Source organism: Sagittula sp. MA-2 (genome assembly GCF_030126985.1).
Classification (GTDB): Bacteria; Pseudomonadota; Alphaproteobacteria; order Rhodobacterales; family Rhodobacteraceae; genus Sagittula.
On the sequence record NZ_CP126145.1, the window covers coordinates 2,227,091 to 2,245,049 of the forward strand.

Genomic DNA, 17,959 nt, shown 5'->3' on the forward strand with positions numbered 1-17,959 from the left:
CAACTCGTTAAAAGCTTGGAGTGTCACTTGGGTCCCCTGACAGACTGGGGCACCGGGTAGCGTGCCGCAAACCTTGCGCGCAGGATCAGTGCCCAAAGAAGGACGGCACCGAACTGGTGAAGGATCGCGATGTGCAACGGTGCCATATACACAACCGTAACGATACCGATGACCACCTGCAGGAGCAACATGGCGAACATCGCATTGTAGCGGTAACGGGTGTCGGAATTGGCCGAGCGGCGGCCCCTCAGCCAGACCACGACGCCGAAGGCAAAGAGCAGGTAGCCCGCCATGCGGTGCATGAACTGCACGAGGCCGGGGTTCTCGAAGAAGTTCCGCCAGACCGGGCTTTCGACGAACATGTCCGACGGCCAGAGCCCGCCTTCCATCAGCGGCCAGCTCGGGTAGTTGCGGCCCGCGTCGATGCCCGCCACCAGCGCGCCCAGCAGGATCTGCAGGAAGGCGAAGTGCAGAAGGCCCGTGGTCATGCCGAAGAGCTTGGCCTCGCCCAGCCGGCGGGCCTGCATCAGGTCACGCTCCGGACGGGCGAGCGCATAGGTGTACCACGCGATGTAGCCGAGGATGACGAAGGCCACGCCAAGGTGCGTCGCCAGCCGGTAGGAGGCCACGTCGAGCCGTTCGCCGGACAGGCCGGAATGTACCATCCACCAGCCGACCGCGCCCTGCAGCGCGCCGAGCAGACCGATGAACAGCAGGCGAGGGATCCAGTCCGGCGCCTCCTCGCGCATGAAGCCGAGGAGGAACACCACCAGCGCCGCGATCATCGCCGCGACAAGGCCGTTGGTGTCGAGCGGCAGGAGGCCCGCGATGCTGCCCGCGATGGCCAGCGCACCGATGCCGAGCGAGGCTATGCCGCCATACAGAAGTCCGATGCCCGAGGTGCCGCGCGGCATCCGGCCCGCCAGCAGGAACCCGAAGAAGCCAAGCGCCCAGACCACGCCGATCAGCCGGCCAAGCTGCCGGTGGCCCCATTCCCACCAGTAGATCGTCTTGAACTCGGACATGGACATGCCCTTGTTCTGCAACTGGTATTCCGGGATCTCGCGGTACTTGTCGAACTCGGCGGTCCAGGCGGCCTCCGACATCGGCGGCAGCGCCCCGGTAACCGGCTTCCATTCCGTGATCGACAGGCCGCTGTCTGTCAGCCGGGTCAGCCCGCCCACGGCGATCATCACCACGACCAGCGCAAAGAGCACCATCAGCCAGATCCGGATCGCCCCGCGCGCGCCGCGGCTTGCCTTGTCGATCATCCCGCCGGTGGGGGCCTGTTTCGGCGTCTCGGCGCCAACCTCCTCGAAGAGCTTGCGTTTCTCGGCCATTCCGGTCTCCTTTTTCGCTTCGCCAACATAGCCGCGTTCGGGCGGGCTTCAAGCGCCAGAGCCGCGCCCGATTGACCCGGCAGGTCGCCCCGCAAGCGCGCCATGGACCCGGGGGCCGCCACGTCAAGGGCGGGGTCGGGTATTCCACCAGTCAGGACTTCCGGACTACGCGTTCCGCCTTCCCGGCCCTACCTTCACGTCAAGCGGCCACACGCCGACCGTCAGTTGATGATTTGCAAACGAGGGTGCCCCGATGAAGACGATCCTGCTTTCCGCCGCCATCGCCACAGCGAGCCTTGCGGGAACGGCGGCCCTGGCCGATCAGGTCTGGGTGGGCGGCAGCGCGCTGAACGCCCGCAGCGGGCCGGGCACGCAGTACGCAAAGGTCACCACCTTCCCCGCCTGCACCGAGCTGAACGCCGTGGATTACGCCAACGGCTGGGCCAAGGTGGCGTGGCACAACGCCTATTACTGGGTCTCCGCGAAATACCTGCGGGGTCAGGCCTGCGCACCGCGCGCCGCCCACCCGAAGAACACCTACCGCCAGCCCAGCTACCGGCCCAATGGCTACAGCTACTGACGCGGCACGACGTCCCCAGCAGGCCGGTTTCCTCCCTGTCCGGCCCGGCTGACTGGCCGGCTGATCCCCCCCAAGGATCAGCCGGCCTTTTTATTGGCCCACCGCACCATCTGGCGCATCATGCCATGCAGCATCTGGACGTCGGCCCGCGTCAGCGGCATCCGCGACCACATGTTGCGCAGGTTGAGCTTCATGCCTTCGGCCTTGGTCTCGGGAAAGAAGAACCCCGCCTCGTCGAGCTGCTGCTCGTAGTGCCGGGCCAGATGCTCGACCTCGTGGCCCTCGGCGACCTCGGTCCCGGCCAGCGCCTCCGCCTTCGGCGCAAATTCCGACGTGGCGCGCTGCCATTCGTAGGACATCAGGAGCACGCATTGCGCGAGGTTCAGGGAGTAGAACTCCGGGTTCACCGGGACGGTGACGATGGCGCTGGCCTGCGCCACGTCCTCGTTCTCCAGCCCCGCGCGCTCGGGGCCGAACATCACCGCGACGCGCTGGCCCGCAGCGATCCGGCGGGCGGCCTCGGCCATGGCTTCGCGCGGCTCGTAGACCGTCTTCGTCAGGTCGCGCGACCGCGCGGTGGTGGCCAGCACGAAATGGCAGTCCGCCAGCGCCTCGGCCAGCGTGTCGGTGTGCTGCGCCTCGTCCAGCAGGCGCCCCGCGCCGGAGGCCATGGCCACCGCCTTCGGGTTCGGCCAGCCGTCGCGCGGCCCCACGACCCGCATCCGGTCCAGCCCGAAATTCCACATGGCCCGCGCCGCGGCGCCGATGTTCTCGCCCATCTGCGGGCGGACCAGCACGATGGCCGGCTGCTGTGTCCCTCGGGTCATGGCCCCTCCGTCTCGATCGTCCCCGCCTAGAACGCCCGCCCCGGCAGCACAAGCCCCCGCCAGAGGCAGGATTGTCCCCTTCACCGGCGGCTACGCGCGAAACCCCGCCACAAATCCCCATGGTCAAACGGAAAATCCCGCGCTAAGAGGGCCTCCGTCAGGAGAGGACCCGATGACCCAGCCCGAGACCCCGCAGATCTACCTCGTCACCCCGCCGGAAATCGAGCTTTCGCGCTTTCCGGCCGAGCTGAGGCGCGTGCTGGACGGGGCCGAGATTGCCTGCCTGCGCCTGTCGCTGGCCACCCGCGACGAGGACCGCCTGATGCGCGCCGCCGATGCCGTGCGCGAGGTGGCCCATGCCGCCGACGTGGCGCTGGTGATCGACACCCACGTGGTGCTGGCGGAACGGCTGGGCCTCGACGGTGTGCATCTGCTCGACGGCGGGCGCGGTGTCCGCGCCGCCCGCAAGACGCTGGGGCCCGATGCCATCGTCGGCTGCCACTGCGGCCAGTCCCGGCACGAGGGCATGTCGGCGGGCGAAGCCGGTGCGGATTACGTGGCCTTCGGCCCGGTGGGCGGCGCCCTGGGCGACGGTGCCCATGCCGAAACCGAGCTGTTCCAGTGGTGGTCCGAGGTGATCGAGGTCCCGGTCGTCGCCGAAGGCGGCCTCGACCCCGAGAACATCGCAACCCTCGCCCCCTTCGCCGACTTCTTCGCCGTGGGCGAGGAGATCTGGAACGACGACGACCCGCTGGCCGCGCTGAAACGCCTGCAGGCCGCCATGATCCCCGGCTGAGCCCGGGGCCCGCCCCGCTCCTTCATCTTGGCCGAAATACCTCGGGGGTCCGGGGGCAGCGCCCCCGGCGTGTCGCCGGGCCGCAGGCACGGCGATACGCCCTTCTTTCCCCCGTCACCCCTTCCGCGACAACGCCCGCTCGTGCCCCGCGCGGACCTGCGTCTCCAGCGCGTGGGCCAGGCTCTTGCGGTTGGCGTAATCGTCGACCCGCACCGGCGCATGGCAGATCAGGTCCACCGATCCCTGCCGCCGCTGCGCCAGCACGCGGGCCAGCGAGGGCGCGAAGTCCATGCCGCCCCACCAGCCATAGAACCGCGGATCGGCGCCTTCGGGCGCGTGGTAGGCGAGGCTGACCGCCTGCACCGACACCTCGTGCACCAGGTCCTCGTCGAAGAAGGCGGCAAAGAGCGGCGTGCGGAAGGTCAGGACGCGCAGGCCGTCGGTCGAGGTGCCCTCGGGAAAGAACAGCAGCCGGTGGCCGTGGGCCAGCCGTTCGCGGAAAAGCGCGGTCTGCGCGGCGGCATCGCGGCGGTCGCGGGTGATGAAGACGGTGCCGGTCGCCCGCGCGAGGAGGCCGATCCCCGGCCAGCCCGCCACCTCCGCCTTGGAGACGAAGTAGACCGGCCAGCGGCTGTTCAGCACGAAGATGTCGAGCCAGGAGGAATGGTTGGCCACAAGCGCGCCGCACGGCGCGGGCGGGCTGCCGCTGGCCCTGACCCTCAGCCCCATGATCCGCAGCACGATGCGGCAGACCACGCGGGTGATGTGGGGTGTCCAGGGGCGGTCCATGCCGTGCAGCGGACGCTCGATGAGGCGCAGGAACATCATGAGCAGCAGCCCCGTCACCAGCACCAGCGCGATCGGTATGCCGCGCCAGGCCACGCGCAGCCGTTCCGACAGGGTGAAGGGCGGATGGGCCGGCGGCTCCTCCCCCTCCCAGGTGTAGCTCATGTCGCCCGCTCCCGCGTGTAGACCGCGCGCTGCCGCTCGGTCATGCGGGCGGTGTCCATCACGAGGCAGACATCGGTGGTGTTGAAGGCGTGGTCGACATAGGCGCCCTCGCCCACGCAGCCGCCGAGCCTGAGGTAGGCCTTGATCAGCGCGGGCACCTCGAGCATGGCGCCCACCCGGTCGATATCGGCCTCGGGCACCAGGTTCATGTCCTGGAAATTGCGGGCGCGCACCCGCAGGTCCGGCGGCGCGAGGTGGCGGTGGTGCAGGAGCGACAGCGGCTGCGCCAGCCGCGCGATGTCGGTGCCGTGGAAGCTGGCGGTGCCGAACAGCACCTCGATGCCGTGGTCGGTCACGTAGGCGGCCAGCCCCTGCCAGAGGTGGAACATCGCAGGCCCGCCGCGGTAGTCGGGATGCAGGCAGGAGCGCCCCAGTTCCAGCAGCCTGCGGCCAGAGCGGCGCAGCGGCCCGAGGTCGTATTCGTCCTCCGAATAGAACTGCCCGGCTTCCGCCGCGCGGTCGTCGCGCAGGAGCCGGTAGACCCCCACCACCATGTCGCCGCGCGCCGGGTCGCAGACCAGCAGGTGATCGAAGAACGGGTCGAAGCGGTCGCGTTCCAGCCGGTTCTCGTGATCGACCAGCGGGCCGTCTCCGCCGAGTTCGGCCACGAAGACGTCGTAGCGCAGCCGCTGCGCCGCCGCCACGTCCGCCGCGTCCCGGGCCAGCCGCACTGTAAAGCTGTCGCTCATGTGTTCCGTTCCGCCGGCCGCCCGGCGCCCTGTGCCACCCCGTATCCGGGCGCGTTCTAGAGCATCTCGGCCCGGTTTGGAAACGCCCAATTGCCGGGCACGGCGCTTGCCGCGACCGCACAGTGGTTAACCATTTGTCAACCGGTGACGCCCTAGTTTAGGTTTCGAACACGGGAACGAGGGCCACGACCGAGCCGTCGAGCACGACCTTGCCCTGTTCCCTGAAATTGACGGTGATGCGCCCGTCGATGTTGGACTGGACCTGACCCAGGCCCCAATCCGGCTGATCCGGATGGCGGACGATCTGACCGGGCTCCAGCAAGGCGTTGATGTCGTTCATGTCCGTTCGTCCTTGTGGAGATAGAAATGCAGAATGTCAGCGCCACGCTCGCAGCACTTGTGGGGTCGCGCCTGTGCCACGACCTTATCAGCCCGATCGGTGCGATCCAGAACGGACTTGAGCTGATTGCCCTGTCGGGGGCCGACCAGTCCAGCCCGGAGATGACGCTGATCCAGGACAGTTGCGCCAGCGCCGCGGCGCGCATCCGGTTCTTCCGGGTGGCCTACGGCGCGGCGGGCGAGGCGCAGATGATGTCGCGCCGCGAGATCGCCGGCATCCTGTCGGGCGTGACCAGCGGCGGGCGGCTGACGGCGGAATGGTCGGCGGCGGAGGACCAGCCGCGCCCGGAGGTGCAGCTCTGCTTCCTGGCCTTCCAGTGCTGCGAGAGCGCGCTGCCCATGGGCGGCGCGGTGCGGATCGAGAACGACGCGGCCGGCTGGACGGTGCGCGCATCGGGCGCGCGGATCAACGGCGACCGGACGTACTGGGATCACATCAACGGCGCGGCGCCGCTGGACACGCCGCCGCCCGACAAGGTGCATTTCGCGCTTCTGCCAATCCTCGCAGCAGTGCGCGGGCGGCAGTTGCTGGCCACCCTGACGGACGATTCGATCACCCTGAAGATCGCCTGACGCCAGATCCCGGGGCGGCCCGCCCGGAGCAGAGCGGGGCGGCGGCGCGAAGCCCCGCCCTACGTCATGTCGCGCAGGGCGGGTGCCGTCAGCCTCGTCACTTCCGCAGGAGGCCGTCGCCTTCGACGAGGTACTTGAACGAGGTGAGCTGCTCGACCCCCACCGGGCCGCGGGCGTGCATCTTGCCGGTGGCGATGCCGATCTCGGCGCCCATGCCGAACTCTCCGCCGTCGGCGAACTGCGTCGACACGTTGCGCATCAGGATCGCCGAATCGAGCCGCTGGAAGAAGCGGGCGGCGGCGGCATCGTCCTCGGTGATGATGCAGTCGGTGTGGTTCGAGCCGTAACGCCGGATGTGCGCGATGGCGGCGTCGATGTCGTCCACCACCTTCGCGGCGATCACCATGTCGAGGTATTCCTTGCCCCAGTCGGCCTCTGTCGCCTCCTCGGTGCCGGCGATGGCACGCAGGGTCTCGTCGGCGCGCACCTCCACCCCGGCGTCGATCAGCGCCCGGATGATGCCCTGCCCGATGTCGTCGACCACGTCGCGGTGGATCAGCAGGCATTCGGCGGCGCCGCAGATGCCGGTGCGGCGGGTCTTGGCGTTCTTGACGACCGAGAGCGCCTTCACCGGGTCGGCGTCCTTGTCGATGTAGATGTGCACGATGCCTTCGAGGTGGGCGAAGACCGGCACGCGGGCCTCGCGCTGGACAAGACCCACGAGGCCCTTGCCGCCGCGCGGGATGATGACGTCGATGTAATCGGTCATGGTCAGCATCTCGGAGACGGCGGCCCGGTCACGGGTCGGCACCATCTGGACCGCATCCTCGGGCAGACCGGCCTCCTGCAGGCCGTGCACGAGGCTGGCGTGGATCGCGGCGCTGGAATGCAGCGATTCAGAGCCGCCGCGCAGGATCACGGCATTGCCGGACTTCAGGCAGAGCGCGCCCGCGTCCGCGGTCACGTTGGGCCGGGATTCGTAGATCACGCCGATCACGCCGAGCGGTGTGCGCACGCGCCGGATGTGCAGGCCCGAGGGTTGGTCCCATTCGGTGATGACCTTGCCCACGGGATCGTCCTGCTGTGCCACGGCGATCAGGCTGTCGCGGATCGCGGCGATGCGGTCCTCCGTCAGGGTCAGGCGGTCCATCATCGCGTCCGAGAGACCCTTTTCGCGCCCGTAGTCGAGATCCTTTGCGTTGGCCTCGACGATGGCGGCGCGGTTGTCCCAGAGGTGGGCTGCGGCGGATTCGAGCGCCTTCTGCTTGGCTGCGGCTGGTGCGAAGGCGAGATCCGCTGCGGCGGCGCGCGCGCGCGTGCCGATGTCCTGCATCAGGGCGGGGATGTCGGTGAGATCCTTCATGGGCCTTGCCTTCGTGGTTGGGGTTCGAGGGGTATTTTTACAGGGGATGCGCGCGGGGCGCCAGTTCTTCGGACGCCCGCGCGCGCCCCGGGTCAGAACGGGTCAGAGCGCCATGTCGTCGCGGTGGACAAGCACGGCGCGGCCCGGGTAGCCGAGGATCTGCTCGATCTCGGCGCTGTGGTGGCCGGCGATCTGGCGCGCCTCGGCGGCGGTGTAGCGGGCGAGCCCCTGCCCCAGCGTGGTGCCGTCGGGGGCGCGCAGCGTCACCGGGTCGCCCCGGCCGAAGGTGCCTTCGACCCGGGTGAGACCGGCGGGCAGCAGGCTTTTCCCGCGGGCCAGCGCTTGCGTGGCGCCCGCGTCGATGATCAGCGTGCCCTGCGACTTCATCGCGGCGATCCAGCGCTTGCGGGCGGCGTGCGGGTCCATGTCGGCGACGAAGAGCGTGTGCGGCGCGCCGTCCCTGAGGCGCGCCAGCGGGTGATCCGCCGCCCCGTGCATGATGACCATGGCGCAGCCGGAGGCCATGGCGGTCTTGGCGGCCATCACCTTGGTCTTCATCCCGCCCTTCGAGAGGCCCGAGCCCGCGTCACCGGCCATCGCCTCGATCTGCGGTGTTATATCGTTCACCGTCGCGAGGCGCTGTGCCTGCGGGTCGCTGCCGGGGTTGCCGGTATAGAGCCCGTCGACATCCGACAGCAGGATCAGCAGGTCGGCGCCGGTGGTGACGGCGATCTGCGCCGCGAGGCGGTCGTTGTCGCCATAGCGGATCTCGTCCGTGGCGACGGTGTCGTTCTCGTTCACGATGGGCACGGCGCCGTGGCTGAGCAGCGTGGCCAGCGTGGCGCGGGCGTTCAGGTAGCGGCGGCGGTCGGCGGAATCCTCAAGCGTCACCAGCACCTGCGCGGTGATCAGACCGTGGCGGGCCAGTGCCTCGGCCCAGGCGTGGGCAAGGCGGATCTGGCCGCAGGCGGCGGCGGCCTGCGCCTGTTCCAGCGGCAGCGTGGTCTGCGGCAGGCCGAGCAGCCCGCGCCCCAGCGCGATGGAACCGGAGGAGACCAGGATCACGTCCTTGCCGGCGGCCTTCTGTTCGGCGATGTCCTCGGCGATGGCGGCGAGCCAGTCCCGGCGCAGGTCGCCGGTCTTGCGGTCCACCAGCAGCGCAGAGCCGATCTTGACCACCAGCCTGCGCGAGGCGGTCAGGGCTTCCAAGGCTTGTCCTCCTCGTCCTCCGGATCGGCGGGACGGTCGGCGGCGCGGCGGGCATCGACATGCGGCCGGAGCGCGCGCAGCACCTCGGTCACGCCTTCCTTGGTGGCGCCGGACATCAGCATGACGTTCTCGGCCCCGGCGGCCTCCAGTTCGTCCTTGAGGAAGGCGCGTTCCTCGTCGTCCATGGCGTCGATCTTGTTCAGGACGGTGATGCGGGGCTTGTCGGTCAGCCCCTCGCCGTAGGCGTCGAGTTCGTCGCAGATGGTCTGCCAGTCCTCGATCAGCGTTCCGGAGGTACCGTCGATCAGGTGCAGAAGGACGGCGCTCCGTTCGATATGGCCGAGGAAGATGTCGCCCAGGCCACGGCCTTCGTGCGCGCCCTCGATCAGGCCGGGGATGTCGGCCACGACGAATTCGGTGTTGTCGACCTTCACCACCCCGAGATTCGGGTGCAGCGTGGTGAACGGGTAATCCGCGATCTTCGGCCGGGCGTTGGAGGTGGCGGCGAGGAAGGTGGACTTGCCCGCGTTGGGCAGCCCCACGAGACCCACGTCCGCGATCAGCTTCAGCCGCAGCCAGAGCGTGCGTTCGATGCCTTCCTGACCGGCGTTGGCGCGGCGCGGCGCCTGGTTGGTGGAGGTCTTGAACCGCAGGTTGCCCCAGCCGCCGTTGCCGCCCTTGGCCAGCAGGACGCGGTCGCCCAGCGTGGAGAGGTCGGCGATGACGGTTTCCTCGTCCTCGTCGATGATCTCGGTGCCCACGGGCACGCGCAGCAGGATGTCGTCGCCGTTCTTGCCGGTACGGCCGCGGCCCATGCCGCCCTGCCCGTTCTGGGCGAACCAGTGCTGCTGGTAACGGAAGTCGATCAGCGTGTTGAGGCCGTCCACGGCCTCTGCCCAGACGGAACCGCCCGTGCCGCCGTCACCGCCGTCGGGGCCGCCGAACTCGATGAACTTCTCCCGGCGGAACGAGACCGAGCCGTTGCCGCCCGAGCCGGAGCGGACATAGACCTTGCAGAGATCGAGGAATTTCATCGGAACGTGCTTTCGAACTGGGTGGCCGGGATGTAGCGGGATTTGCGTACGGGAACAAGCGATCCCGGCGTGTGGAAGGGGCGGACTGCGCGCGGGCCGGACCGTTGCGCAGGCGGGGTGTCACGGGTGCGCCGGGTGGGCGTCCGCGGGGTCATGTTGTGGCGGGAAAGGTGCATCGGCGGGCAGGATCACCCGCTCTACCGTCACCGGCCGGCCGTGGAAGAAGGCGTACCGTTCTTCGCTGTGTGTCGGGCCTTGGAACCCCAGCTTTGCCAGCACCCGGGCAGAGCCCGCGTTGCCGGTGATCCAGCCGCTGTGGAGGGTGGCCCCATGTTCGGCGCGGTGGTGGCGGATCGCGGCCTCCGCCGCTTCGGTCATCAGCCCCCTGCCCCAATGGGCGCGGCGCAGCCAGTAGCCCAGTTCCCACGCCGCCGGACGGTCGTCGGCAAGGCGGCTGGCGTGCTCGATGGTCAGCACCCCGCAGGGCACGTCATCCGCGACCAGCGCCAGCGTTCCGGGCCGCCCGGCAAAGCGTTCGATGAAGGCCGCGCCATCCGCCGCCGCGTAGGGATGCGGCACGGAGGTCAGCCAGCGATGCACTTCGGGATCGGCGATGTGGCGGGTGATCCAGCCCTCGTCCCCGGCGCGAAGAGGCCGGAGGACCAGCCGCTTCGTGCGCAACATGGGGGACTCCTCAGCTCAGCTTTTTCAGGTAGGTCCAGGTCGGGACCTTCGACTGGCGCGCGACGGAATAGGATTCCGCGTCGCCGATGTATTCGAAGCCGCAGTTCACCAGAACCTTGGCCGAGGCCGGGTTGTCCTGAAAGACCGAGGCGAACATCGTCTTGTTGTTCAGCGGGTTGGCCTCTACCAGGGCGCGCACGGCCTCCGACGCGAGGCCGGTGTTCCAGAAGGCGGGCGCCACCCAGTAGCGGATCTCCGACTGGTCGCGGTCCAGCCGCATCAGCTTGATCACGCCCATGAATTCCGACCCGCCGACGCGGGTCCCGTCCATCGCCCAGATGTCCCATTCGCGGTCCGGCGCAACGGCGCGGGTCACGAAAGCCTCGGCCGCGCCGGGGGGCACGGGGTGCGGGATCGTGGGGGTCATGGCGGCCACGCGCTTGTCGGAGGCGTAAAGCTCCCACAGGCCCATGTCGGACCGGCGCACCGGGCGCAGGTCGAACCGTTCGGTTTCCACAACAGGAAGGTCATTCGTCAAATCAAGGCCCATCTGCACTCTCCTCTCGTGCATCCCTCGCAATCACGAAGGTCTGGGATAACGGACATACATGTCCGATATAAGGCCGGGCCCGGTCGCTCAAAAGGCGAAGGGGACCGGCCGGTTGGCCGATCCCCCGTCTGTAACTTTCAGACCTGAAAACCGGCTTACTCGGCAGCCTCCGCTGCCGGCATTACGGAAATGAAGGTGCGGCCTTTCAGTCCCTTGTGGAACTGGACGGCGCCCTCGACCGTGGCAAAGATCGTGTGGTCGCGGCCCATGCCGACGCCTTCGCCCGGCCAGAACTTCGTGCCGCGCTGACGCACGATGATGTTGCCCGGGATAACGGCCTGGCCGCCGTAAAGTTTCACGCCGAGGCGACGACCTGCGGAGTCGCGACCGTTGCGGGAGGAACCGCCTGCCTTTTTATGTGCCATGTGTCTCTCTCCTTACTATCGGTTACGCGAGGGTCTTCGCCTGCTCGACCCACTCCGGCTTCACCTTGGTGGCCTCGAAGGTTTCCGGGTCGACAGCAGCGAGCTGCGCGTAGGTCGTGATGCCTGCGTCGTTCAGCTTCTTGGCGGCGGCGGGGCCGACACCGGTGATCTGGGTCAGGTCGTCACCTTCGCCACCCTTGGCGGCGGCTGCGGGTGCGGCTGCGTCGTTCGAAGCGGCCTTCGGAGCGGAGCCCGCGCCGATTGCGGCCTTGACGCCGGTCTTGTCTGCGCCTTCGGACAGGATCTCGGTGATCCGCAGGACGGTCAGTTGCTGACGGTGGCCCTTGGTCCGCTGCGAGCTGTGCTTGCGGCGACGCTTCACGAAGTGGATCAGCTTCTCGCCCTTGACCTGGTCCACGACCTCGGCCTGCACGGCCGCGCCCGACACGAAGGGTGCACCGACGACGACGGAGTCACCGCCGAGCATCAGGATGTCGTTGAACTGAACGGTCTCGCCAGCGTCTGCGGCCAGCTTTTCCACCCGGAGGGTGTCGCCGGCTGCGACCTTGTACTGCTTGCCGCCGGTTTTCATCACCGCGAACATGCGCGTCTTCCTTTTCTCTGCCGCGTCCTTCGGCCCCCGGTTCCGGGCGTTGGCGGGACACCTGCCCCGGCCTCGAACTGCGCGTCTTTCTCAAGACGTTGGTTGATGTGCCCTGCGTCGGGCGGGTATCTCAAAAACGAAAGGCGGGGCCTGAGCCCCGTCCTTTGGTCCGGTGCCTATACGCGCGTGCGACAGGCCTGTCAAGCGCCCCGCACCCCGCGGCGCGCCCTGTTCTACAGCTCCTGCGTCTGCATCTGTTCCGCCGCGGCGAGCCCCAGCGCATAGGACACCTCGTCGTACATCGCGTTGAACCCGGCAAAGAGCGCACGGTTCAGAAGCCGCCCCTCCGGCGTGGCGGAAATCTCGATGTACTGGGCGAGTTCCGCGTCCGTCAGCGGCTCGTAGGCCAGCATCAGGAAGGCATAGAGCCATTCGCGCGTGTCGTCGCGGGTCTCTTCCTCCTGCCCCCAGACGTCGGCGAGGATGTCGCCCTCCGTCATCGCAAGGCCGCCGCCGTCCACCAGCCCGCGGTAGAACTGGAAGGAGGCGTTGAGCGCGCCGGCCACGTTGGCCTCGAGCAGGTCGTTCACCTCGATGAAGCGGGTGAGTTGCTGCATCCGCGGCGCGTCGAGATCGGCGGCAAGGAAAGCCTGCCGCGCGGTGTCCTCCACCTCGTCGTCGATCATCGCGCGGCGCGCCGAAAGCTCGAGCTGCACGATGCGGGTGCCCGTCTCGGACGAGAAGAAGTCGACCAGCGGCCCGATGTCGGTGCCGTCCAGCAGATGGGCGAAGTGGTTGCGCATGACGATGTGCATCTTCGGCACGTCGTAGATCTGCGACAGAAGGGTCTGCCAGCGGGCGTTGTCCCCGCCCTGGAACATGTCGTCGCCAAGATCGGCCCCGTAGGCCAGCCCCTCGACGCGCATGATCTCGAGCATGGAATCGATCTGAAGCGCATCCAGCAGGTCGTCGATGCCCTCTTTCGCCGGATCGGCGCGCAGCGGCAGCGCGGCGACAAGGCAGAGCATCAGTGCGGCGGCGATGCGCATGAGCCCTGCCCCCGCGGGCTGCTGCGCGAATCTGGTGGCGGTGGCCATGGGGTTGTCCGGGTCCTCGTGCGTGTTTGCTGGATTACAGGTAGCCCGGCAGGCGGGCGGCAACAACCGTGTTGCGCGGCCTGTGCGGTGCTCCGGCGAAATTCCGTTGTTTTGGCTGTTGCACCTGCCTTTTGAATTGTCTAAACGCCCCTCTACCCAGACCCCCGCGGAGAGGTGCCGGAGTGGTCGAACGGGGCGGTCTCGAAAACCGTTGTGGGCGCAAGTCCACCCAGGGTTCGAATCCCTGTCTCTCCGCCACTACCTTCTTGTAAGGTGTTGAACTATTAGAAAAAAATGAGAGGCATGCTGTACGCGTACACGTATTGTACACGGTTTGACTCCCCGCTGCTTACATCCCCGCTACAGCCCTGACAGTACCGCGCCCCGCGCGGACCCCACTCCCGCCATCGCGCAGCAGGCTCTCAGTTTCCTTGATCCGCAGAGCTACGGAGAGGCACGTAGAAGGGCCTTTTGGGGTCTCGGGTGGGGTAGCCTACCAAATGTAGCGAAAGGCCCCTGTAGGGCGCTCTCTGGCGCTCATAGGCATATGGGGCCTGCGGCCCCTTGGTCTGTCCATAGGGCAAGCCCGCGCCCTTGGCCTTCTGTAGGGAGATGGGAAAGGGAATCCCCTCTGCCCATGGCAAGAGTCCTGCAAGCAGGGCAATGACGCGCCCCCGGCGCGGCGATGCGGTAGTAGCTCCACCTCTTTTTACCGAATTAACATCTTCTCTGGAATTATAACAAGAGGAGTAACTACTACCAATAGAGATATCCAGAAATGATAATTCGGTCATTTCGTCATGCAGCATCAGGAAGCCCCTTATTTTCAATGTACATGCGCAGAGCAATGTGTGCGAACCGCCGCAGGAAAGGCAGGTGCGGCTTGCGCCATGTCCACCAGTTGTGGGTCCGGCCCGGACGCCCCACCTTGCGCTCTATCCGCGTGATGCCGGTGCGCGGGTCCGTCACCTTCACGCTCTTGGCTAGGCGCCTGTACTGCGACAGGTCCTCGTCCCTGAGTATGTAGGCCGTCATCAACTCGTGGCTTCCCTGTAGCGCGTCGGCACGGCCGACCACTACGTTCTCCTGCCGCAAGTGCCATGCAATTTCCAAATCGGCTTTCACCCTATCCATGAACTCGGGCCAGTTGGTGACAACGTGATGGAATACTTCGGCCTGTGGCGCGCCACGCCACTCCTCCATCATGCCACGGATGCGCCCATAGTCATCACGGGGCAGCACCTTCCACCGTTGCACCACCAGTGCCCACTCTGCCTCAGGCAGGCCCTCGCTCTCAATCTTGATCATGACCGTGCGGAACGTCTTGGCCATGATGTTGGCTACGTGCTTCTCCTCCGCCTTGCGCGCTGCATCCGGGTCCGGACGACCCAACCGCAGTAAAGTCACCTTGTCCTCTTTGAACCCTCGCGTGGCAAACTGGAGCGGGGGCTTCTTCTGGAGTCGCCGCAGCGTGCTGACACTAACACCGGCGCGGATGGCCCACTCGGCCTGCGAAAGCGGCTCCGCCCATTTGAACCCATCCCAGTCGTGGCCGCGCTCCCGAATTGACTGCCAGACCAGACGGCACAGCACCTCGTGGTTCCTGTTCTCACAAGCGGAGAAGTCCGGCTCAGTGGAGTAAAAATCGTCAACGGGTTTGGAACGCTTGCGCTTGCGAACGCCGTTTGTCATGGTGTGTTCATCTTTCGTACTTGGTGGTGCGACAGAGCTTTCTTGGGGGTGGTGCCCCAAACGATGCCCCCGCCCGCAAGGGAGGGGGCTTCATATTAAACGGCCTCGGCCCGATCTGGTGTGCACGAAAAACCGACAGGTCTTTTGCGTTTCCTTACAGGCGGTTGCACAGGTTTTCTTTCCGCATCCGGTGCGGGCTCTCTCAGCGGGCGGATGTCCCTCAGCGCCGTGCACAGCACCAACCACAACGGCAGGCCATAGCCGTCTGCCAAAGCGGTCAAGCTCCGCAGGCCGGGGTTCTTACTGTGTTTGTTCTCATAGTAAGAAATCTGGGACCGGCTCAGCCCGCAACGGAAGTGAATAGTTTCCCTCTGCAGCCCCGTCGCCGCGCGCGACGTGCGCAACAGGTCCGGCAGGCTGTCCGGCGTGTAGGTGTCTGGCCTATCGGCCACCAGGGCCGCCACCTCCTCGCGAATACCGTAAACTGATGCTATGGCCAGCAGCATCTCCTTAGTGGTCATGGGGCTGTCTCCCTCAACTCTGGCGCGGAGTCCGTGCGGCGCTGCACGCGGAATTTCTGGGTGAGACCCAACGTGTCTGCCCCTAGGGCTTCACGGGTCGTGAGCCATGTGCCGTCCGGAGCCTGCACGAGATCGGGCACCAGCCCGTCCGGAACCTGCATCAACGTAAGAATGCCCCGGTCCGCAGTGCCGTCGCCGCCTGCATCAGGCCAGCGCAGTGCCCCATAACAGGATGCAGCCCAGTCAAAAACGGTCCGCCGAACAGTGCGCGCAAAGCGATACTCTTCGGGATCAAGGCCAGAAAGATCCGGCGGCAATTCCGACTTGATAAACAGCAAATGGACATGCCAAAGGGCAGACTGCTTGGCCGCTCGCTGAAACACTTCTTCAATTTGGCTCATCGCTCTTCTCCCCAGCCTACCAGCCGCATGGCGCGGTCCAGCGGCACTCCGGCCCCGGTAAGCACACCCACGGCCCGCGCACGCCCGGCAACGTCCGCACTCATCATGGAAGCATTGGACATTTTGAACACGCCCACCTTGGCGAACTCGGGGAGCAGTTGCCGGGCCATCGGCTCCACCGTTTGCAGCACAAAAAGCCTGTAGGCTTCCCGCATCGCGCCAGCATTGCCGTTGGCCGTGGTCAACGCCGGGGGAATGCCCGCCGCCGCCAGCACACGGGCGTGCAGGCTGTCCACCGCTGGATTGAGGTCCGCCTGCCGCAGATCGGGGCCAAGCTCAACGCGCCGAAACTCATTGCCGCGCGATTGCCCCGTGTTCATGGCAAAATCCGCCCTAGACTTGATTGCCGCCAGAGTGCCGCCCCCCTTGAGGCCCCGCAGGGCAGCCGCCTGTTGCTCCTCGGGCACCGTATCCGGGAAAGGCAGCACGCCCTTGCCCAGCCATTCCGTGGCGCTGGAAATGGCGCCTTCAATCTCGGCCATCAGCCGGGGACTGCCACCCATCAGCAGGAACGGGGACCGCCCACGCCACGGTTGGCCTGCATCGCTGTTGATGGTCAGCCTCAGCACCTCGCCCTCAATGGCGCGCACGCTTTCGGTTTCGGCAGGCCGGGCGATGTGCAGGTGATATCTGCCCCGCCCCAATTCATCCCAATAAGCGACACGGTGCAGGGTCAGTTCATTGCCTTCCACGCGGATGTGCCAGACACTTTCCCCGCGCAGGCACAGGTCCAAGCCAATGGCCGCCAGCACGTCAGCCCGGAGCGGTCCGTCATCCGGTGTGGGGTCGAGCATGGCAAAGGCACGGGACCAGTAGAACGCTGCCGTGCCGATAGTAGCGGACAGCGCCGCGCTGCCTTCACTCCGCACCGCATCCCGCCGGGCGCTCAGGTATTCCGCAGTGACACTGGGGAACGCAGCACGCTGTTCCATGTCAGGGGTGCGCTTCTTGAAGGGCCACATCACCAGCGCACCTCCCCTGCCAAAAGCAAGCCCGCGCCCGATGCCTTAAACAGGCCCGCCAGTGCCTCGCGCGTCATGGTGCTGTCCCCCGCCGTGATACTGCGGAACTCGCGCCGTGCCGGGCTGTGAATGAGCTGGTAGAGCGCCAGTGCCCGGCAAGCCTCGGACACGTTCTCCGCAGGGGTGCCGGGGTCCACAGCGCCCGCCGTGAGGCGATAGCGCCCGGCGGGCAGATCCAGCGCCGCGCCGAACTCGGGCACGTACTCTGCACCAGCCACAGCGGCCCAAGCGCCGCCGCTCCATTGTTCCACGGTCAGGCTGTCCGGGTACGGCTGCCGGGGCCACTGTGCGTCCCCTTGCGCGTCCAGCACCGCCACAGCGGTGGCTGCTGTAGCGGGCCAGTAGAGCCGCCCCGTGTAGCTTTCCAACATGCGCCAGCTTGCGGCAATCATGGTGGTGGCCCGCTCATTGGTGGTGGAAGCCTCCAAGGCAACGTCAACCGCCGTGGGCGTGCTGGGCAGACTACCCCGCGTCATCGTGATGTCTATGGTGGTCATGGCAGGATGATCCTTTCCGCGCGCACCGGGTGCGCAGCGTTCTGCATGGCGCGCAGTTCTGCTTGGCTGGCCTCATAGGCGGGCCGGGTCACCAAGCTCAGTTCGTAGAGAACAAGCTGGAGGATGGTCCGGATGAAGACGCCGGGGTTTCCGGGCTCCGGGTCCAGCCGTTCCGCATCCGGCAAGGTCTCTTTGGGCGGCACCCGGAAGCCGGGCGAGATACCCTTAACCAACCCGCTGGCCAGCAGCGCCAGTGCATCCCGCACGTGGCTCACATCCTCCAAGGCCGGATCAATGGTCGCCTCAAAGCTCAGCGCTGCATCATCGGCGCGCAGTGTCAGGCTCCCATTGCGGCGGCTGGCCAAGGGCCTGTCAAAGCTGTGCCCCAGTAGCAGGGATACCTCCCGGTCTTCTTTCTCTAGCGTCCAGTCGAAGGCACCGGGCGCGATGCGCTCCTTACGGACGCGGCCCCGGTCTGCGATGGTGGCCAGCGTGTTGAAGGGAAAGGCCCCGGCAATCACCGGCTGTTTCCCTTGGCGGCGAAGTTCAAGCCCCGCCGCCACCCATGTTGCCCGGTGCTCCATC

Annotated in this window: 22 protein-coding genes and 1 tRNA gene; 4 read left to right on the forward strand and 19 right to left on the reverse strand. The window is 67.1% G+C overall.

The window, feature by feature from the left end; translation table 11 throughout:
* Positions 1 to 23 precede the first annotated feature (23 nt).
* On the reverse strand, positions 24 to 1,340 hold the full coding sequence (locus QNI11_RS10785; RefSeq protein ID WP_283983406.1) for a COX15/CtaA family protein: 1,317 nt from the start codon (positions 1,338 to 1,340) through the stop codon (positions 24 to 26).
* Between the two features lie 253 nt (positions 1,341 to 1,593).
* Between QNI11_RS10785 and QNI11_RS10790 the strand changes: the two genes are divergently transcribed.
* Positions 1,594 to 1,920 carry an SH3 domain-containing protein gene (locus QNI11_RS10790; protein WP_283983407.1) on the forward strand — a complete coding sequence of 109 codons (327 nt, stop codon included), beginning with the start codon at positions 1,594 to 1,596 and terminating at the stop codon, positions 1,918 to 1,920.
* Positions 1,921 to 1,997: 77 nt separating this feature from the next.
* On the opposite strand, the gene QNI11_RS10795 is transcribed toward QNI11_RS10790, so the two are convergent.
* The gene (locus QNI11_RS10795; RefSeq protein WP_283983408.1) at positions 1,998 to 2,747 is read right to left on the reverse strand and encodes an RNA methyltransferase; all 750 of its coding nucleotides are present in this window, start codon (positions 2,745 to 2,747) and stop codon (positions 1,998 to 2,000) included.
* A gap of 172 nt (positions 2,748 to 2,919) precedes the next feature.
* Between QNI11_RS10795 and QNI11_RS10800 the strand changes: the two genes are divergently transcribed.
* Entirely contained in the window at positions 2,920 to 3,543 is a 624-nt protein-coding gene (locus QNI11_RS10800; protein ID WP_283983409.1) for a thiamine phosphate synthase, read from the forward strand.
* A 114-nt stretch (positions 3,544 to 3,657) separates the two neighbouring features.
* Here QNI11_RS10800 and QNI11_RS10805 read toward each other — a convergent pair whose 3' ends face one another.
* The 3 genes from QNI11_RS10805 to QNI11_RS10815 form a co-directional block, all read right to left on the reverse strand.
* On the reverse strand, positions 3,658 to 4,494 hold the full coding sequence (locus tag QNI11_RS10805; protein ID WP_283983410.1) for a 1-acyl-sn-glycerol-3-phosphate acyltransferase: 837 nt from the start codon (positions 4,492 to 4,494) through the stop codon (positions 3,658 to 3,660).
* Positions 4,491 to 5,243: a GNAT family N-acetyltransferase gene (locus QNI11_RS10810; protein ID WP_100930460.1), complete on the reverse strand. Its 753-nt coding sequence runs from the start codon at positions 5,241 to 5,243 to the stop codon at positions 4,491 to 4,493. Before QNI11_RS10810 ends, QNI11_RS10805 begins: the two co-directional genes overlap by 4 nt.
* A gap of 157 nt (positions 5,244 to 5,400) precedes the next feature.
* Entirely contained in the window at positions 5,401 to 5,583 is a 183-nt protein-coding gene (locus QNI11_RS10815; protein ID WP_005857999.1) for a DUF3553 domain-containing protein, read from the reverse strand.
* Between the two features lie 26 nt (positions 5,584 to 5,609).
* Here QNI11_RS10815 and QNI11_RS10820 point away from each other — a divergent pair, with 26 nt between their 5' ends.
* The gene (locus tag QNI11_RS10820; protein WP_254698221.1) at positions 5,610 to 6,215 is read left to right on the forward strand and encodes a histidine phosphotransferase family protein; all 606 of its coding nucleotides are present in this window, start codon (positions 5,610 to 5,612) and stop codon (positions 6,213 to 6,215) included.
* A 97-nt stretch (positions 6,216 to 6,312) separates the two neighbouring features.
* Here the strand turns inward: QNI11_RS10820 and QNI11_RS10825 are convergent, their stop codons facing one another.
* The 8 genes from QNI11_RS10825 to QNI11_RS10860 form a co-directional block, all read right to left on the reverse strand.
* A complete protein-coding gene (locus tag QNI11_RS10825) occupies positions 6,313 to 7,578 on the reverse strand; it encodes a glutamate-5-semialdehyde dehydrogenase (RefSeq protein WP_283983411.1) in 1,266 nt (421 codons plus the stop codon).
* A 102-nt stretch (positions 7,579 to 7,680) separates the two neighbouring features.
* On the reverse strand, positions 7,681 to 8,787 hold the full coding sequence (gene proB / locus QNI11_RS10830) for a glutamate 5-kinase (protein WP_283983412.1): 1,107 nt from the start codon (positions 8,785 to 8,787) through the stop codon (positions 7,681 to 7,683).
* Positions 8,775 to 9,821, reverse strand: coding sequence for a GTPase ObgE (obgE, locus tag QNI11_RS10835; RefSeq protein ID WP_100930457.1), 1,047 nt, complete (start codon positions 9,819 to 9,821; stop codon positions 8,775 to 8,777). The genes proB and obgE overlap by 13 nt, the downstream gene beginning before the upstream one ends.
* Positions 9,822 to 9,941: 120 nt before the next feature.
* Entirely contained in the window at positions 9,942 to 10,505 is a 564-nt protein-coding gene (locus tag QNI11_RS10840) for a GNAT family N-acetyltransferase (RefSeq protein ID WP_283983413.1), read from the reverse strand.
* 10 nt (positions 10,506 to 10,515) lie between these two features.
* Entirely contained in the window at positions 10,516 to 11,055 is a 540-nt protein-coding gene (locus tag QNI11_RS10845) for a GNAT family N-acetyltransferase (protein WP_100930455.1), read from the reverse strand.
* A 155-nt stretch (positions 11,056 to 11,210) separates the two neighbouring features.
* The gene (rpmA, locus tag QNI11_RS10850; protein ID WP_005857992.1) at positions 11,211 to 11,480 is read right to left on the reverse strand and encodes a 50S ribosomal protein L27; all 270 of its coding nucleotides are present in this window, start codon (positions 11,478 to 11,480) and stop codon (positions 11,211 to 11,213) included.
* Positions 11,481 to 11,502: 22 nt separating this feature from the next.
* Positions 11,503 to 12,084 carry a 50S ribosomal protein L21 gene (locus QNI11_RS10855; RefSeq protein WP_100930454.1) on the reverse strand — a complete coding sequence of 194 codons (582 nt, stop codon included), beginning with the start codon at positions 12,082 to 12,084 and terminating at the stop codon, positions 11,503 to 11,505.
* A 233-nt stretch (positions 12,085 to 12,317) separates the two neighbouring features.
* Positions 12,318 to 13,181, reverse strand: a complete 864-nt coding sequence (locus QNI11_RS10860; protein ID WP_254698220.1) for a DUF2059 domain-containing protein — start codon at positions 13,179 to 13,181, stop codon at positions 12,318 to 12,320.
* Between the two features lie 168 nt (positions 13,182 to 13,349).
* Here QNI11_RS10860 and QNI11_RS10865 point away from each other — a divergent pair.
* Positions 13,350 to 13,439, forward strand: a tRNA-Ser gene (locus QNI11_RS10865).
* Between the two features lie 540 nt (positions 13,440 to 13,979).
* Here the strand turns inward: QNI11_RS10865 and QNI11_RS10870 are convergent.
* The 6 genes from QNI11_RS10870 to QNI11_RS10895 all read right to left on the reverse strand — a co-directional run bounded on the left by QNI11_RS10870 (position 13,980) and on the right by QNI11_RS10895 (position 17,958).
* A complete protein-coding gene (locus tag QNI11_RS10870) occupies positions 13,980 to 14,873 on the reverse strand; it encodes a hypothetical protein (RefSeq protein WP_283983414.1) in 894 nt (297 codons plus the stop codon).
* 95 nt (positions 14,874 to 14,968) lie between these two features.
* On the reverse strand, positions 14,969 to 15,394 hold the full coding sequence (locus QNI11_RS10875; protein WP_283983415.1) for a helix-turn-helix domain-containing protein: 426 nt from the start codon (positions 15,392 to 15,394) through the stop codon (positions 14,969 to 14,971).
* Entirely contained in the window at positions 15,391 to 15,795 is a 405-nt protein-coding gene (locus QNI11_RS10880) for a hypothetical protein (RefSeq protein ID WP_283983416.1), read from the reverse strand. The genes QNI11_RS10875 and QNI11_RS10880 overlap by 4 nt, the downstream gene beginning before the upstream one ends.
* Positions 15,792 to 16,817, reverse strand: a complete 1,026-nt coding sequence (locus QNI11_RS10885) for a hypothetical protein (RefSeq protein ID WP_283983417.1) — start codon at positions 16,815 to 16,817, stop codon at positions 15,792 to 15,794. Before QNI11_RS10885 ends, QNI11_RS10880 begins: the two co-directional genes overlap by 4 nt.
* On the reverse strand, positions 16,817 to 17,374 hold the full coding sequence (locus tag QNI11_RS10890; protein ID WP_283983418.1) for a hypothetical protein: 558 nt from the start codon (positions 17,372 to 17,374) through the stop codon (positions 16,817 to 16,819). The genes QNI11_RS10885 and QNI11_RS10890 overlap by 1 nt, the downstream gene beginning before the upstream one ends.
* Entirely contained in the window at positions 17,371 to 17,958 is a 588-nt protein-coding gene (locus QNI11_RS10895) for an HK97 family phage prohead protease (protein WP_283983419.1), read from the reverse strand. Before QNI11_RS10895 ends, QNI11_RS10890 begins: the two co-directional genes overlap by 4 nt.
* Between the last annotated feature and the right edge of the window lies 1 nt (position 17,959).

Excerpts from the sequence above, each read along its gene's own strand:
- QNI11_RS10845 (WP_100930455.1), bottom strand. The coding sequence starts at position 11,055 with ATGGGCCTTGATTTGACGAATGACCTTCCTGTTGTGGAAACCGAACGG.
- QNI11_RS10855 (WP_100930454.1), bottom strand. The coding sequence starts at position 12,084 with ATGTTCGCGGTGATGAAAACCGGCGGCAAGCAGTACAAGGTCGCAGCC.
- QNI11_RS10875 (WP_283983415.1), bottom strand. The coding sequence starts at position 15,394 with ATGACCACTAAGGAGATGCTGCTGGCCATAGCATCAGTTTACGGTATT.
- QNI11_RS10890 (WP_283983418.1), bottom strand. The coding sequence starts at position 17,374 with ATGACCACCATAGACATCACGATGACGCGGGGTAGTCTGCCCAGCACG.
- QNI11_RS10820 (WP_254698221.1), top strand. The coding sequence starts at position 5,610 with ATGCAGAATGTCAGCGCCACGCTCGCAGCACTTGTGGGGTCGCGCCTG.
- QNI11_RS10805 (WP_283983410.1), bottom strand. The coding sequence starts at position 4,494 with ATGAGCTACACCTGGGAGGGGGAGGAGCCGCCGGCCCATCCGCCCTTC.
- QNI11_RS10810 (WP_100930460.1), bottom strand. The coding sequence starts at position 5,243 with ATGAGCGACAGCTTTACAGTGCGGCTGGCCCGGGACGCGGCGGACGTG.
- QNI11_RS10815 (WP_005857999.1), bottom strand. The coding sequence starts at position 5,583 with ATGAACGACATCAACGCCTTGCTGGAGCCCGGTCAGATCGTCCGCCAT.
- rpmA (WP_005857992.1), bottom strand. The coding sequence starts at position 11,480 with ATGGCACATAAAAAGGCAGGCGGTTCCTCCCGCAACGGTCGCGACTCC.
- QNI11_RS10825 (WP_283983411.1), bottom strand. The coding sequence starts at position 7,578 with ATGAAGGATCTCACCGACATCCCCGCCCTGATGCAGGACATCGGCACG.
- QNI11_RS10840 (WP_283983413.1), bottom strand. The coding sequence starts at position 10,505 with ATGTTGCGCACGAAGCGGCTGGTCCTCCGGCCTCTTCGCGCCGGGGAC.
- QNI11_RS10795 (WP_283983408.1), bottom strand. The coding sequence starts at position 2,747 with ATGACCCGAGGGACACAGCAGCCGGCCATCGTGCTGGTCCGCCCGCAG.
- QNI11_RS10885 (WP_283983417.1), bottom strand. The coding sequence starts at position 16,817 with ATGTGGCCCTTCAAGAAGCGCACCCCTGACATGGAACAGCGTGCTGCG.
- QNI11_RS10790 (WP_283983407.1), top strand. The coding sequence starts at position 1,594 with ATGAAGACGATCCTGCTTTCCGCCGCCATCGCCACAGCGAGCCTTGCG.
- QNI11_RS10895 (WP_283983419.1), bottom strand. The coding sequence starts at position 17,958 with ATGGAGCACCGGGCAACATGGGTGGCGGCGGGGCTTGAACTTCGCCGC.
- QNI11_RS10785 (WP_283983406.1), bottom strand. The coding sequence starts at position 1,340 with ATGGCCGAGAAACGCAAGCTCTTCGAGGAGGTTGGCGCCGAGACGCCG.
- QNI11_RS10860 (WP_254698220.1), bottom strand. The coding sequence starts at position 13,181 with ATGGCCACCGCCACCAGATTCGCGCAGCAGCCCGCGGGGGCAGGGCTC.
- QNI11_RS10880 (WP_283983416.1), bottom strand. The coding sequence starts at position 15,795 with ATGAGCCAAATTGAAGAAGTGTTTCAGCGAGCGGCCAAGCAGTCTGCC.
- QNI11_RS10870 (WP_283983414.1), bottom strand. The coding sequence starts at position 14,873 with ATGACAAACGGCGTTCGCAAGCGCAAGCGTTCCAAACCCGTTGACGAT.
- QNI11_RS10800 (WP_283983409.1), top strand. The coding sequence starts at position 2,920 with ATGACCCAGCCCGAGACCCCGCAGATCTACCTCGTCACCCCGCCGGAA.
- obgE (WP_100930457.1), bottom strand. The coding sequence starts at position 9,821 with ATGAAATTCCTCGATCTCTGCAAGGTCTATGTCCGCTCCGGCTCGGGC.